Source organism: Psychroflexus sp. MES1-P1E, assembly GCF_002836055.1.
GTDB lineage: Bacteria > Bacteroidota > Bacteroidia > Flavobacteriales > Flavobacteriaceae > Psychroflexus.
Genome location: NZ_PJBS01000339.1, coordinates 1 through 13,543, shown reverse-complemented (window position 1 = coordinate 13,543; position 13,543 = coordinate 1). Strand labels below are relative to the sequence as shown.

At 34.7% G+C, this 13,543-nt stretch carries 15 protein-coding genes and 3 tRNA genes; 5 read left to right on the top strand and 13 right to left on the bottom strand.

Going from position 1 to position 13,543, the window contains the following annotated elements:
* Positions 1-106: 106 nt before the first annotated feature.
* Both CXF67_RS15290 and CXF67_RS15285 read right to left on the bottom strand, forming a co-directional pair.
* Positions 107-179 (bottom strand) — tRNA-Lys (locus tag CXF67_RS15290).
* 120 nt (positions 180-299) lie between these two features.
* Positions 300-372, bottom strand: a tRNA-Lys gene (locus CXF67_RS15285).
* A 104-nt stretch (positions 373-476) separates the two neighbouring features.
* Here CXF67_RS15285 and CXF67_RS15280 point away from each other — a divergent pair.
* Positions 477-1,007 (top strand): shikimate kinase, encoded by a 531-nt coding sequence (locus tag CXF67_RS15280; RefSeq protein WP_102089528.1) that lies wholly within the window; start codon positions 477-479, stop codon positions 1,005-1,007.
* Here CXF67_RS15280 and CXF67_RS15275 read toward each other — a convergent pair.
* Both CXF67_RS15275 and CXF67_RS15270 read right to left on the bottom strand, forming a co-directional pair.
* Entirely contained in the window at positions 1,004-1,504 is a 501-nt protein-coding gene (locus CXF67_RS15275) for a phosphoribosyltransferase family protein (RefSeq protein ID WP_102089531.1), read from the bottom strand. The two genes, CXF67_RS15280 and CXF67_RS15275, sit on opposite strands and share 4 nt — an antisense overlap.
* A gap of 7 nt (positions 1,505-1,511) precedes the next feature.
* The gene (locus CXF67_RS15270; protein WP_102089530.1) at positions 1,512-1,895 is read right to left on the bottom strand and encodes an RNA-binding S4 domain-containing protein; all 384 of its coding nucleotides are present in this window, start codon (positions 1,893-1,895) and stop codon (positions 1,512-1,514) included.
* 69 nt (positions 1,896-1,964) lie between these two features.
* Between CXF67_RS15270 and CXF67_RS15265 the strand changes: the two genes are divergently transcribed.
* Positions 1,965-2,876 (top strand): FKBP-type peptidyl-prolyl cis-trans isomerase, encoded by a 912-nt coding sequence (locus CXF67_RS15265; protein WP_102089527.1) that lies wholly within the window; start codon positions 1,965-1,967, stop codon positions 2,874-2,876.
* Positions 2,877-2,956: 80 nt separating this feature from the next.
* Here the strand turns inward: CXF67_RS15265 and CXF67_RS15260 are convergent, their stop codons facing one another.
* From CXF67_RS15260 to recR, 3 genes are all read right to left on the bottom strand, one after another.
* Positions 2,957-4,303: a dihydrolipoamide acetyltransferase family protein gene (locus CXF67_RS15260; RefSeq protein WP_102089526.1), complete on the bottom strand. Its 1,347-nt coding sequence runs from the start codon at positions 4,301-4,303 to the stop codon at positions 2,957-2,959.
* Between the two features lie 81 nt (positions 4,304-4,384).
* Complete coding sequence (locus tag CXF67_RS15255) at positions 4,385-5,503, bottom strand: glycosyltransferase family 2 protein (RefSeq protein WP_102089525.1); 1,119 nt, start codon at positions 5,501-5,503, stop codon at positions 4,385-4,387.
* A gap of 5 nt (positions 5,504-5,508) precedes the next feature.
* Positions 5,509-6,132: a recombination mediator RecR gene (gene recR / locus CXF67_RS15250; protein WP_102089524.1), complete on the bottom strand. Its 624-nt coding sequence runs from the start codon at positions 6,130-6,132 to the stop codon at positions 5,509-5,511.
* 82 nt (positions 6,133-6,214) lie between these two features.
* Here recR and CXF67_RS15245 point away from each other — a divergent pair, with 82 nt between their 5' ends.
* Positions 6,215-7,669, top strand: coding sequence for a sodium:solute symporter (locus CXF67_RS15245; RefSeq protein ID WP_102089523.1), 1,455 nt, complete (start codon positions 6,215-6,217; stop codon positions 7,667-7,669).
* A gap of 689 nt (positions 7,670-8,358) precedes the next feature.
* Here CXF67_RS15245 and CXF67_RS15240 read toward each other — a convergent pair.
* The 6 genes from CXF67_RS15240 to CXF67_RS15215 all read right to left on the bottom strand — a co-directional run bounded on the left by CXF67_RS15240 (position 8,359) and on the right by CXF67_RS15215 (position 12,768).
* On the bottom strand, positions 8,359-8,703 hold the full coding sequence (locus CXF67_RS15240) for a DUF192 domain-containing protein (protein WP_257984715.1): 345 nt from the start codon (positions 8,701-8,703) through the stop codon (positions 8,359-8,361).
* Between the two features lie 124 nt (positions 8,704-8,827).
* Entirely contained in the window at positions 8,828-9,649 is an 822-nt protein-coding gene (lgt, locus tag CXF67_RS15235; RefSeq protein ID WP_102089521.1) for a prolipoprotein diacylglyceryl transferase, read from the bottom strand.
* Positions 9,650-9,700: 51 nt separating this feature from the next.
* A complete protein-coding gene (gene yidD, locus CXF67_RS15230) occupies positions 9,701-9,946 on the bottom strand; it encodes a membrane protein insertion efficiency factor YidD (RefSeq protein ID WP_102089529.1) in 246 nt (81 codons plus the stop codon).
* A 5-nt stretch (positions 9,947-9,951) separates the two neighbouring features.
* Positions 9,952-11,445, bottom strand: a complete 1,494-nt coding sequence (cysS, locus tag CXF67_RS15225; protein ID WP_102089520.1) for a cysteine--tRNA ligase — start codon at positions 11,443-11,445, stop codon at positions 9,952-9,954.
* Between the two features lie 3 nt (positions 11,446-11,448).
* Positions 11,449-12,126: a GTP cyclohydrolase I FolE gene (gene folE, locus CXF67_RS15220; RefSeq protein ID WP_102089519.1), complete on the bottom strand. Its 678-nt coding sequence runs from the start codon at positions 12,124-12,126 to the stop codon at positions 11,449-11,451.
* Between the two features lie 129 nt (positions 12,127-12,255).
* A complete protein-coding gene (locus CXF67_RS15215) occupies positions 12,256-12,768 on the bottom strand; it encodes an adenine phosphoribosyltransferase (RefSeq protein WP_102089518.1) in 513 nt (170 codons plus the stop codon).
* Between the two features lie 62 nt (positions 12,769-12,830).
* Between CXF67_RS15215 and CXF67_RS15210 the strand changes: the two genes are divergently transcribed.
* Positions 12,831-12,904, top strand: a tRNA-Arg gene (locus CXF67_RS15210).
* Between the two features lie 85 nt (positions 12,905-12,989).
* Positions 12,990-13,543 (top strand): hypothetical protein (locus tag CXF67_RS15205; RefSeq protein ID WP_145990485.1); only part of this gene is annotated, 554 nt, incomplete at its 3' end.

The window sequence follows — 13,543 nt, the reverse complement described above, 5'->3', positions numbered from 1 at the left end:
AAATCAAAACTTAATTATTGTGATCTGACTGGGGCTTCCTTCGACTTCACCAATCGGCTTGCTCAGGATAAACTTCTCACCCAACAAAATCAAAACTTAATTATTGTGATCTGACTGGGGCTCGAACCCAGGACCCTCTCCTTAAAAGGGAGATGCTCTACCAACTGAGCTATCAGATCTTGTAATATACTAAGAACTTAAAATTAAAAAGTGATCTGACTATCTCTTCCTTTGACTTAGCCTCCCGGCTTGCTCACAGGATAAACTTCTCGCCTAACAAAATCAAAACTTAATTATTGTGATCTGACTGGGGCTCGAACCCAGGACCCTCTCCTTAAAAGGGAGATGCTCTACCAACTGAGCTATCAGATCTTTTAACGTCTTTTTGCGGGTGCAAATATAATATCTTCCTTCGGTATTTCACGTAAAAATAAATTAAATTTGAAAGAATTTTAATTTATTCAAAAATACGAGATATGAAGTTAGTTTTATTAGGATATATGGGGGTTGGAAAGTCAACTCTAGGTAAGCTTATTGCCAAAACATTCAATCTCCCTTTTATAGATCTCGATAATTACATCGAAAATAAAGAGCAATTATCGATATCACAGCTTTTTGAACTCAAAGGAGAGATTTATTTTAGAAAGGTCGAGGCGGAAGCATTAACTGAAATTCTCTCTAAAAAGGAAGATTATATTTTGTCTCTGGGTGGGGGTACTCCAGTATATGCAGATAATATGAAGAGAATTATGGAGGCTTTAGAGGTCACGTCAGTTTATGTAAAATTAAATCTTGAAGAATTAAGAGATAGGCTTTTCCAACAAAAAGAATCAAGACCAGTGATAGCTCACTTAAGCTCAAAAAGTGATTTTGATGATTTTCTAAGAAAGCACTTGTTCGAACGCCAGCAGTTTTACTTTATGGCTGACCATGTTTTAAATGTGACAGGAAAGACTGAATCAGTAAGTTTGGATGAATTGACGTCCCTTTTGAATCAAAATACTTAAATCAGTTCTGCCTTTGAGGGAGAACTAAAGTCTACTTCAACCCTTTCATTGAGAGATGTGGATAGCGAAATCCCCTTAAAATCTGCTTTGATCGGGTATTTCTTATGGTTCCTATCTACCAATACAGCAGTTTTAAATTGTTTTAAAGGCACATCCAGAAAGTGTTTTGCAGCAAAAATAAGTGTTGAGCCCGTATTTAGAACATCATCGACGAGAATAACGCTTTTGTTCTTATATAAAGAGGGCTCTATAGATACTTGGACGGAATGTAATGGATTCTTTTTGTCTAAAGTGACAGTTGCTAATACTATCTCGGTATCTGTTAATTGCTTTAGCTGTGCTGAAATCCGCTCTGCAAGTAAGGCGCCATTTTTATAAATGCCAGCGATAATAATTACCTTATCCTCCAAGCAGGTCTCTAAAATTTGAAGAGAAATTCGTTTGATTTTAATGGAGATATCCTCATCAGATAAAATTAAGGTTGGGCTTGTTTCCATTTTCGTTTTATTCAATATCATCTTTAGTGTCTTCTTTTAAATCGTCTAGCTCTCTACGGTCTTTCTTGGTAGGTCTTCCTGCACCCTTTTTTCGATAGTAGTCTTGAGAATATTTGAGTAATTCTAATTTTTCTAAACTTTCTTTTGGAGTAATATCAGTACAATAAATAGAAACAAGCTTAGCTCCAACTCTCGACTTTGGAATGTCTAGAATCTCTATTTTGTAATTGATTTGATTTTTTCTTATTTCTAGTTTGTCAGTAGGAAAGACATTTCTGGAGGGCTTTATAGAATTCCCACCTATTTTGACATGGCCTTTTTTACAAGCATTTGTCGCAATATTTCTTGTTTTGAAATACCTTACAGACCATAAATATTTATCAACTCTCATTAAAATCAAATTTTTATCGTCTAACAAAAATAGAAGAAAATCGTATCTTGCAACCAAAATTACAGTTAAATGAAATTACAAAGATTGCTTTTTATTTTAATGCTTGGTTTTATCTTTTCATGTAGTAATGATGACGATACCGGGGAACCACTTGAGCTTAGAGATCCTGAAGAAGTGAGGGATGAAAATATGCTTCAAATAGAAGGTTTTTTGGAGACCCATTTTTATAGATTTGAAGATAATCCTCAAAATTCGAATTTTCAAAATATTGTGTTCGACACTATTGCTGGTGATAATGCAAACGAAGAGCCTGTTATAAATTCAGAATTTTTAAAATCTAAACTGGTTTTTCAACAAGACGTAGAGTTTAAGTTATATTACTTAAAATTTCGAGAAGGGGCAGAGTCCGTTAGAAAGCCAACGTTTGCTGATTCAGTGCTAGTTACCTACAGAGGATTCTCTTTATTTAAAAACCAAACATTTGATGGTTCACCTAATCCAATCTGGTTTGATTTGATTAACAATATAAGAGGTTTTTATGAAGTTATGGATGAATTCAGAGGGTCAACAAGTTTTCAAGAAAACCCTGATGGTACAATCAGTTTTGATGACAACTTTGGTATTGGAACTGTATTTATTCCTTCTGGATTAGCCTATTACTCTGCGCCTCCTTCTGGTGCTGGTATTGCAGCTTACGAACCAATAGTTTTCAATATTCAATTGTATAGGTCTATAGAAGCTGATCATGATCAAGACGGTGTCCCGTCTTGGATGGAAGATATTAATGAGGATAGAAGATTAACCAATGATGATACCGATGGGGATAATATCCCAAATTTTGCGGATGTAAACGACGATGGTGATGGAACACTTACCGAAGATGAAATTGAAATTGACGCGGAGGGAAATCTTATTCTTCCAGATTCCAATGGAAACGACACTCCAGATTATTTAGATCCTACTTTTCCAGAAGATGCTTAATCAGATTAATGGTAAATTAAATACAAAAAAAATCCCTTTAAGTTTTAAAGGGATTTTTTTTGTGCGGTAGTAAGATCCAATTAGATAGTTTGATTGGTATCAAATTTCTCTAAGTAGTCTTTCATTCTTTGAATAAACTGTCCACCTAAAGCACCATTAACGACTCTATGGTCATAACTGTGAGATAAGAACATTTTATAGCGGATCCCTATAAAATCACCTTCTGGGGTTTCAATTACAGCAGGAACTTTCCTAATAGCACCTATGGCCAATATTCCTACTTGTGGCTGGTTGATAATCGGTGTGCCCATTATACTTCCAAAAGTTCCTACATTGGTTACAGTGTAAGTTCCACCTTGAGTTTCGTCTGGTTTCAGCTTTCCATTTCTGGCTCTTCCTGCAAGGTCATTTACTTTCTTGGCCATACCTAAAAGATTAAGCTGATCGGCATCTCTTATGACAGGGACTATTAAATTTCCATCAGGTAGAGTTGCAGCCATTCCTAAATTGATATGTTTTTTCATGATGATTTTATCACCATCAACCGCGATATTAATCTTGGGAAAGTCTTTTATGGTTCTAGCAACGGCCTCCATGAAAATAGGAGTAAAGGTGAGTTTTTCACCTTCTCTTTTTTGAAAAGCTCCCTTATGTTTTCCTCTCCAATTCCAAATATCTGTGACGTCTACCTCAATAAAGGATTGCACATGTGCAGAAGTTTGAATGCTAGCAATCATATGGCTAGAAATCAATTTACCCATTCTACTCATCTCCATTATTTCATCACCTGCATTTATATTCACAGGAGTACTAGGTTTAGCAACAGTTTCTATTGCTTTTTTAGGTTCAGGAGACTTCTCATTAACAATTTTTTGAGCAGAAGCTCCATCTTCTTTTTTAGTCTTTATATATGTAAGAATATCGTCTTTGGTGACTCGCTCATCTAGGCCAGTCCCCTTGATTTTATCTAACTCCTCTACCGAAATATTTTCTTTGTCAGCAATATTTTTAACTAGCGGAGAATAAAATTTGGAAGAGTCTGAATAGTTTAAAGCAGGAGCCGTTGTGTTCATGGCACTTTTTACACTATCTTGAACAGCAGAGGCAGATTCTTTTTCATTTTCTGAGACTTCTTCAGGTTCATGGGTAGAAGTAGCTTCACCTTCATTCTCATCAGAATCTTCACCCTCTACTTCTATAATAGCTACGACTTCGCCAACTTTGACTACATCATCAACATCAAACAATTTTTCAACTAAAACACCATCATATTCACTTGGAACTTCAGAATCTACTTTGTCTGTAGCAATTTCGAGAACAGCTTCATCAGCTTCTATGGTATCTCCAACTTCTTTTAACCAAGCGGTAATTGTTGCTTCAGCAACACTTTCTCCCATTTTGGGTAATTTCAATTCTTTTTTTGCCATATATATAACCTAAAAGGTATTTTTATATTTAAGATTGCAAATTTACTAAATTTAAGCCACTTATATTTTTAATACATTAACTTATTCGTTCAGTTTTAAAACCACACCCTTAAAATGTTTACTCTCACTTCCAATGATGAAATTTTGCTTTCTTGGTCTATATCGAAATATATTATTTTTATGCTTAGTGTTAATCAGCGCCTCTATAGACTCTTTATAAGAAATAGACTCAGCATCAAAAACAATAAGAGTATTAGTACACTCTTCAGGTATCTTAACAGCAGAGTTTACCTCAGAAGCTGTTTTTGATTTGATTTGTTTTGTAAGACAAGAGTCTTCAGTTATGACAAGTGTATTTATTTTAGACGAATCTATGGATTTTAGGCTTTTCAGTCTTACTTTCTCTATAATTTTGGCAAGCTTCAAAATTTGTTTTACTAGTTTAAAAGATGTTTTATAATTCCTAAAATGCTTTTTATAAAAAATATACATGGCATTATAAAACATCTTTAAGTAAACTTGATCTTTTGTAGTGCTTTCTCCTTTAAAATGAACAGCTTGAATTTCACCAAAGTAATAATTCTTAAAACCTGCTTTTAGTATTCTATAACTTAAGTCGATATCTTCTCCGTACATAAAATAATCTTCATCAAAACCATTAACTTGTCTATACAAGGAGGTCTTCATAAACATAAAAGCACCAACTAAAATATTGGTTTCCCCTCTCTCATTTTGATTTAATTTTAAATTATAATACTGACTGCAATCACCTAATAATTTCATAAGAGCTACTCTTGGCGTGGGAACATTTCGCTTGCTCTCTTTTAAAAACTCTCCCGATCCATCTATCAATTGGATACCAATGGCCCCTGGATTTTGGAGTTCTTTGTGAAAGCCTATTAGCCTTGTAAAACAATCTTCTGGTAATACAGTGTCAGGATTCAAAATGCATAAATACTCACCTTTTGCTTGTTCTACACCTATATTATTCCCTTTGGAAAATCCTAGATTTTCAGTATTTGAAATTAAAATAACATCTGGAAAAAATGCTTTGACCAACTTACAGCTTTGATCTTCAGATTTATTATCGACAACAATAATTTCAGCATCTAGATGCTCTATAGCTTTAGTAACACTGTCTAAGCACAACATCAAATAATGCGGTACTTTATAATTGAGTATAACGATTGAAAGTTTCAATTGGCTTAGTTTTTTAATGAATTTTCAAAAGGGACACGTTGAAGAATGCTTCTTCCTAGCGTAATTTCATCTGCGTATTCCAATTCATCTCCAATTGAAATACCTCTAGCTATTGTAGAGGTTTTAAGCGAGTGTTCCGAGGCTTGTATTTGTTTATAAATATAAAAGTTAGTCGTATCTCCTTCCATGGTACTGCTTAGAGCGAAAATTACTTCTGTAACTTTTCCGGTTTTAATCTTATCAACCAGACTCACAATGTTCAATTGATTAGGTCCAACACCATCCATTGGACTTATTTTCCCGCCCAATACATGATAAATCCCTTTATATTGCTCTGTATTTTCGATAGCCATGACATCTCTTATATCTTCAACTATACAAATTATAGAATGCTCTCTGCTTTGGTTTGCACAAATTCCACATAACTCCTTATCTGAGATATTATGACAACTTTTACATTGTTTCACTTTTGTCTTTAAATCCACCAAGGCTTTTGCAAGATCTGTGGTTTGAGACTGTGGTTGTTTTAAAAGGTGCAAAGCCAAACGTAGTGCAGTTCGCTTTCCAATACCCGGAAGCATAGCAATTTCTTCAATTGCTGTCTCAAGAAACTTAGATGAAAAATCCATAAGGGCTAAAATACGATTTTGAGTTTTCTTTTTATAAAAATCTCATCAAAACATTTGTACTTTCGCTTTCCAAAATTAAAGTATGCAGGCTTACCAAATCCTACTCCTCGTTTTAGCTTATTTTATCGTCTTAATCTTGATCTCTTTTCTGACCAATAAAAGTGGGAATAACAGTGAATTTTTTCAGGCCAATAAACAATCTCCTTGGTATTTGGTTGCCTTTGGCATGATTGGAGCTTCCCTGAGTGGGGTAACGTTTATCTCCATCCCGGGAACTGTAGAGTTTAATAGCTTTAGTTATTTCCAAGTGGTATTAGGATATACTGTTGGTTACGCGGTTATAAGCTTGGTTCTTATGCCTCTCTATTATAGAATGAATCTGACTTCAATTTACACTTACTTAGAGTCTAGATTCGGAAATTATGCTTACAAAACAGGCGCCTCTTATTTTATACTTTCTAGAATTGTGGGATCGAGTTTTAGGCTCTTTTTAGTGGCTAACGTATTGCAACTGATTGTTTTTGATGCTCTCGGTATTCCTTATTACGTAACGGTGAGTATTACTATTTTATTGATATGGCTTTATACGTTTAGAAGTGGAATCAAAACTATTGTCTGGACAGATACCTTGCAAACCCTATTTATGCTTGTAGCGCTAGGGTTTTCTATTTATTATATTTCTGATGCTCTGGAAATTAAAAGTCTTTGGGGCTATTTAGAGACTCATGATAATTTTCAAATCTTCTTTTTTGAGGATTATAAAAGTTCAGATTTCTTCTTTAAGCAATTTATTTCGGGAATGTTCATCGCTATTGTAATGACTGGACTGGACCAAGATATGATGCAAAAAAACTTGACCTGCAGAACACTCAAGGATGCTCAAAAAAATATCTTTTGGTTCACTTTAGTCTTGACTGTAGTCAACTTTTTATTTCTTCTTTTAGGTCTTCTCTTAACAGATTTTGCAGATGTTGCTGGAATTAATGAAATCAAAGATGATTTGTTTCCAGCTATTGCCACCTCTGGTGTTTTGGGAATTAGCGTTGCTATTACCTTTATTCTTGGGCTTATCGCAGCGGCATATTCTAGTGCAGATAGCGCGTTAACCTCCTTAACGACCTCTATTAGCATAGATATTTTAGATATTCAAAAGCGATATTCTGAAGCTTCACAAATCAAAGTCCGTAAATACATTCATATTATCATTTCTTTAGTTCTTATTGGGGTTATGATGATTTTTAAATATGCTGTAGCAGATAAAAGTGTAATTAATAAGTTATTTGAATTTGCGGGGTATACCTATGGACCTCTTTTGGGATTATATGTTTTTGGTCTTTTCACAAGATGGAACGTAAAGGATAGATGGGTTCCTGTTGTTGCTATACTATCTCCAGTTTTATCTTATATTATAAGTCAGCTGAGTTTCACTTATCTTAAGTTTGAATTTGGCTTTTTCATACTGATTTTGAATGGGCTTTTAACCTTTCTAGGTTTACTATTGATTCGTCGCCAAAAGAAACAAGTTGCAAGCTTCTAAAGCGTCAATATCAGCAGTTTTCAATTTATTTTCAATTCTGGATTCTCTGTATCGGGATTAAAGATGACACGCTCTGGTTTAAGCTGAAGTAAATAGTCTTCGTATTTTTTTTAAAAACTCGGGTTGATGTCTAAAGTTACTGTATGGATATCGGTTCCCTTTTTTGGTGTATACCATTTTAGACCTATAATGTCGCAATAAGTCGTTTTACCGATACGAATTCGGCACAGGCTTTTCTCGCCTGCATTTTATCAAAAATAATTAGCATAAGGCTATGCTAATTATTTTTAATTTCAATCCATCAAAAAACCTGTGCTGATCTACGTCGTCGTATAATTTATCTACACGGCATTATAAATTTAATTTGGTATTAGTTTCAATCTCCACGACACTAACCCGACCTTTTCGCTTTCCAACAGCTGTCAAATTATGTTCCTTTTGCAACAAGGCGAATATCGCTCTATTAGTATATTTGCTACTTTTTTTTGAAGCTTCAATCACTAGCGTTTTACAAGTTATTTTAATCAAAATATTGTTTAAAACTATCAGCTTTTGATTACTATTTTGTTAAAGTATGTTAATAACTGTAACAAACGTTATTTTTTTGCGTTATATAGTTAAGTATTATTATTTGGATTAGTCTCTGATAAGCTTGTTTGATAAAAGATGATTTAAAAAATCATCTTTTATTACTTTAAAACAACTTGGTCCCCTTTTTTTATAGTGAGTTGGTTGACTTGGCCAGCATTTAATTCCAAAACAAACATTGAAGGAATTTCCGATGAAATATAGTCTTCTGAAAGTGGTTTAGTATCCAAATTAAAATCAACAATCTCCAATTCTGAATTGAGATAAATCAAATCTAAAGGGATAAATGTATTTTTCATATAGAATGTTTGTCGCTCTCTTTGATTCTCATATATAAAAAGCATTCCTCGATTAGCCTTCATTTGCTTTCTATGCATTAAGCCAGTTTCCTTTTGGTAAACGCTTTGAGCTAATTCAATTTCAAAAGTGAAAGGGAGAGTATCCATATCCTTTACGAATTTGAGCAATGTATCTTTTCTGAAAGAAAATGCTTGAGTAAGGTCAGTTTCCCTATTTTTATCTGTCTGGCATGAGAACAAAACACTTATAACATTCAAGACAACTAAAATTTTAAGCTTTTGCATTAGACCTTGAAGAAAAATAAATAATCCCTAAGCCAATTAAAATCATAGGTAAACTCAGGAGTTGTCCAGTGTTGAATATCCAATCGGCACGATCTGCAACCTGAGGTTCTTTGACGTATTCTACAATAAAACGGATGGTCCATAAACTGGCAAAAAAGACTCCAAAAAGAACTCCTTTTATTTGTTTCAAGTTAGTTTTCCAAAAGAGAAAGGATAAGACGGTAAATAAAATAAAATAACAAATGGACTCATACAGCTGAGCTGGATGTCTTGGAAAACTTTCACCAAGCTGCACAAACACAACACCAAAATCGGAAGTAGTGGCTTTACCTACTATTTCTGAATTCAAAAAATTACCAACTCTTACAAAACCTGCTCCCAAGGATACGGGGACTACAATCCGGTCCAAAATCCAAAAAACAGGTTTTTGCATTACCTTTTTGCTGAAGAAATACATACCAATAGCAATTCCTATAGCAGCTCCGTGGCTTGCTAATCCTCTAAAGCCAGTAAATTCAATCTCGGGAACAAAGCTCACGGGTAGAAAGACAGATAAAGGGTCTTCTAGAAACAATTCGGGTTGATAAAAAATAACATGGCCCAATCGAGCCCCAATTAAGGTGGAAAGTATGGTGTAAATGAGCAGCTTATCTAGTTTTTCTAAAGAAACCCCTTCTTTGGAGAATATCTTTTTCATGATATAAAACCCAGCCCCAAACGCGATGAGGAACATAAGGCTGTAATATCGAATCATAAAAAAACCTATATCTAGACCTAAAGACGGGTCCCACTGGATAGCATAAAGCATAATTCTGTTATTTAAAAAAAGCTAATATAATTATAATTGAAACCTGAGAGGCTAATCTTGCTGTTTTTTGGGCTCTGGAACTGGATCATATCCAGAATCTCCCCAAGGATGGCATTTTGAAACGCGTATGATACTCAAGTATAAGCCTTTCATGACACCATGTGTTTTTAAAGCTTGGAAGGCATAATAAGAGCAAGTTGGTTGAAATCTACAGTTAGCCCCTAAGAGTGGAGAAAGTATCCATTGATAAGCTTTTATAAGCGCCAAAAATGGAAAAATTAATACTTTTCGCAACATCATCTTTAGGATTTGATCGTAAAGCTAGTCCCTTCCTTCTGGTCTTTTAACTCCACATCCATTTTCAATAATTTATCCCTTATTTTATCACTTGTCTCGAAGTCCTTATTAAGCCTAGCATGGTTTCTCATCTGAATCATAAATTCAATAAGTTCTTCGAAATCATCTGTATTTGCTTCACTTTTAGAGGTGTCTTCCAAATCTTCGAGTCCCATCACCTCAAAAATGAAGTCATTCATGGTTTTCGACAATAAATCAAGACTTTCTCGACTTAGACTTTTATCTTCAGACTTTGCAAGATTAATTTGTTTGACGGCCTCAAATAAATGGGCAATAAGAATGGGACTATTAAAGTCATCATTCATCGCTTCATAGCACTTGTCCTTCCAGGCATTCACATTGAAATCTGAAGTTTTTGATGCTTTTAAGACTTTAAGAGTGGATAGACTCTCCATTAATTTTTGAAAGCCTTTTTCTGATGCAGATAAAGCTTCATCAGAAAAATCAAGAATACTTCTGTAATTGGCCTGAAGCATAAAAAACCTTATCACTGGTGCAGTATACGATTTGGAAAGTGTTTCATTGTCGCCAGTAAATAACTCTCGGGGTAAAATATTATTCCCCGTACTCTTAGACATCTTTTTGCCGTTGAGAGTTAGCATATTAGCATGCATCCAGTAGTTTACGGGATCTTTACCAGTCGCTGCCTGACCCTGAGCAATCTCACATTCGTGATGTGGGAACTTGAGGTCCATGCCTCCTCCATGAATATCAAATTCATCGCCTAGGTATTTAGAACTCATCACGGTACATTCTAGATGCCATCCAGGAAAACCAACACCCCATGGAGAGGGCCAGCGCATGATGTGTTGAGATTCTGCTTTTTTCCATAAGGCAAAGTCTTGAGGATTTTTTTTGTCAGATTGTCCCGCAAGTTCTCTGGTATTAGAAATAAGATCTTCAATTTTTCGTCCGCTTAATTTTCCGTAGTGATGTTTTTCGTTATATTTCAGGACATCAAAATACACGTTACCATTGACTTCGTAAGCAAGTCCTTTGTCTATAATTGTTTTGATAGTTTCAATCTGTTCAATAATATGACCAGTAGCTGTAGGTTCAATACTAGGAGGTAGATTGTTGAATTTTTCAAGAATTTGATGAAAATCAATACTGTATTTTTGAACCACTTCCATTGGTTCTAACTCCATCACCTTAGCTTTTTTAGCAATGCGGTCCTCTCCCTCTTCACCATCGTTTTCTAGGTGGCCTGCATCGGTGATATTACGGACGTAACGTATTTTATAACCTAGATGCTTTAAGTATCGAAATACCAAATCAAAAGAAATAAAGGTTCTACAATTCCCTAAGTGAACATTGCTGTATACCGTTGGTCCGCAAACGTACATGCCCACATAGCCTTCAGTGATAGGTTGAAATTCCTCTTTTTGTCCTGTAATAGAATTATAAATCTTCAGGGATTGGTGCTCGTATAAAGCCATGTATTAAAATTTAGTATCTAATTTGATATAGCTGAGAAGTTCTTTTCTCACATCTTCATCTTTAAATTTCCCTCCATATTCACTAGTCACTGTGCTACTTTCAATGTCATTGATGCCTCGACTATTCACACAAAGGTGCTTAGCATCTATAACGCAGGCTACATCTTCTGTCTCAAGAGCTTTTTGCAACTCTTTTACCACTTGCATGGTCAATCGTTCTTGAACTTGTGGGCGTTTAGCGTAATAATTCACAATCCTATTCATTTTTGAAAGACCAATTACCCTTCCGCTGGAAATATAAGCGACATGAGCCCTACCAATGATAGGGAGCAAATGATGCTCACAAGTAGAATATACGGTAATGTTTTTCTCAACCAACATCTGACCATACTTATAGTTATTTTCAAACGTAGACACTTTAGGCTTTTTATGGGGACGCAAACCGCCAAAGGTTTCGTTCACATACATTTTAGCGACTCGGTTTGGAGTCCCCTGTAAACTGTCATCGGTCATATCCATACCTAAAGTTTCCATGATTTCGTGAACATGGCCTTTTATTTTTTCAATCTTTTCATCATCACTCATGTCAAAAGCATCCTCTCTTATAGGATTTTCGTATGAGGTGGCTATGTGATTATCTCCTAGTTCTTCAGTTAGATCTTCTTTATTGTGATCACTCATCTGTCTTGTATAATTAGAATTTGCAAAGATAGGTTTTTTGCCAAATTTCTTATCCCATAGGACTTATTTATCGGAGTTTTCGGCTATAAATTAACTAAGCTTTTGTAGTTTTTCTGAATTTGATTTAGATTAAAAATGAATTAAAGACTCCACTTTGTCTTTTGGAAGCAATTGTCGACCTTTTAGAAAGTCGAGTTCAATGATGAAATTGACTTGCGCGATTTCTCCTCCAAGAGTTTCAATAAGTCGACAAGCAGCTGCTGCTGTTCCTCCTGTAGCTAATAAATCGTCGTGGAGTAAAATCTGCTCTCCTTTTTGAATGGCATCCTGATGAATCTCGATCGTGTCGCTGCCATATTCTAAGTCATAGGACTGAGAAATGGTTTTCGCAGGGAGTTTCCCAGGTTTACGAATAGGCACAAATCCTACGTCTAGCGCTTTGGCAATAAGCATCCCCAAGAGGAAACCTCGAGATTCAATGCCTACGACTTTATCGATAGGTTGACCTTCAAGGCCTTTTATGATTTCTGAAACGGCAAAAGAGCACGCAGTGGGGTCAAGGAGTAGGGGTGTGATGTCTTTATAAGAGATGCCTTCCTTAGGAAAATCTTCTATAGTTCTAATATAATTTTTAAGTTCCATGATATTTACTTTATAATGTTTGGTAAAAGTATAAAAATAAATATATTTGCAAACTCAAAACAGGCCACGTGGCGCAACTGAATAGCGCATCTGATTACGGCTCAGAAGGCTGCAGGTTTGAATCCTGCCGTGGTCACTCTTAAAAACTCTAAACCCTTATTATGTAAAGGTTTAGAGTTTTTTATTTATATTCGTTTGTCCACATTTTTGACCACATATTTATGAACTTAAAATACAAAAATGATTCAAATACCAATCACGATTTCACTTTAATTGACTTCTATAAATTATTGCGTATTTATGATTTAAAGAGCTTTACGGAGTTAAAGTCAGAATCGCCAAAAATTGTTGATTTCAACTTTTTTATTTCTCAATCTATATCCCATGATTCCGATATCAAACTATTCAGAGAACTTCTTGTAATCTTTCCTTACTATTTTTTTGCTAATATTAGTATTACTGAAAGGGACAGTATCAAAAATCTTATTAATGGCAACAAGAAATTTAAAAATCATGAAGAACTCACTAAATTATTTGATTTTGACTTTGATGTAACAACTTTAATCGAAAGCCTTGATGAATTAAAAAAACATGGATATCAATTTAATTATCCAAAAATTGTAACTGATTTATACATTACATTACTCGAATATGCATTCCTAATTTTATGCAAAACCATTAAGATTAAAGCTTTTAATACAGTATTTGAAATGGTTGAAGAATTTTCAAAAACAGTAAAAATTTCTGGACATATAGCTAAAGATAAACTCTTCTT

Excerpts from the sequence above, each read along its gene's own strand:
- CXF67_RS15280 (WP_102089528.1), top strand. The coding sequence starts at position 477 with ATGAAGTTAGTTTTATTAGGATATATGGGGGTTGGAAAGTCAACTCTA.
- CXF67_RS15275 (WP_102089531.1), bottom strand. The coding sequence starts at position 1,504 with ATGGAAACAAGCCCAACCTTAATTTTATCTGATGAGGATATCTCCATT.
- CXF67_RS15270 (WP_102089530.1), bottom strand. The coding sequence starts at position 1,895 with ATGAGAGTTGATAAATATTTATGGTCTGTAAGGTATTTCAAAACAAGA.
- CXF67_RS15265 (WP_102089527.1), top strand. The coding sequence starts at position 1,965 with ATGAAATTACAAAGATTGCTTTTTATTTTAATGCTTGGTTTTATCTTT.
- CXF67_RS15260 (WP_102089526.1), bottom strand. The coding sequence starts at position 4,303 with ATGGCAAAAAAAGAATTGAAATTACCCAAAATGGGAGAAAGTGTTGCT.
- recR (WP_102089524.1), bottom strand. The coding sequence starts at position 6,132 with ATGGATTTTTCATCTAAGTTTCTTGAGACAGCAATTGAAGAAATTGCT.
- CXF67_RS15245 (WP_102089523.1), top strand. The coding sequence starts at position 6,215 with ATGCAGGCTTACCAAATCCTACTCCTCGTTTTAGCTTATTTTATCGTC.
- CXF67_RS15240 (WP_257984715.1), bottom strand. The coding sequence starts at position 8,703 with ATGGATACTCTCCCTTTCACTTTTGAAATTGAATTAGCTCAAAGCGTT.
- lgt (WP_102089521.1), bottom strand. The coding sequence starts at position 9,649 with ATGCTTTATGCTATCCAGTGGGACCCGTCTTTAGGTCTAGATATAGGT.
- yidD (WP_102089529.1), bottom strand. The coding sequence starts at position 9,946 with ATGTTGCGAAAAGTATTAATTTTTCCATTTTTGGCGCTTATAAAAGCT.
- cysS (WP_102089520.1), bottom strand. The coding sequence starts at position 11,445 with ATGGCTTTATACGAGCACCAATCCCTGAAGATTTATAATTCTATTACA.
- folE (WP_102089519.1), bottom strand. The coding sequence starts at position 12,126 with ATGAGTGATCACAATAAAGAAGATCTAACTGAAGAACTAGGAGATAAT.
- CXF67_RS15215 (WP_102089518.1), bottom strand. The coding sequence starts at position 12,768 with ATGGAACTTAAAAATTATATTAGAACTATAGAAGATTTTCCTAAGGAA.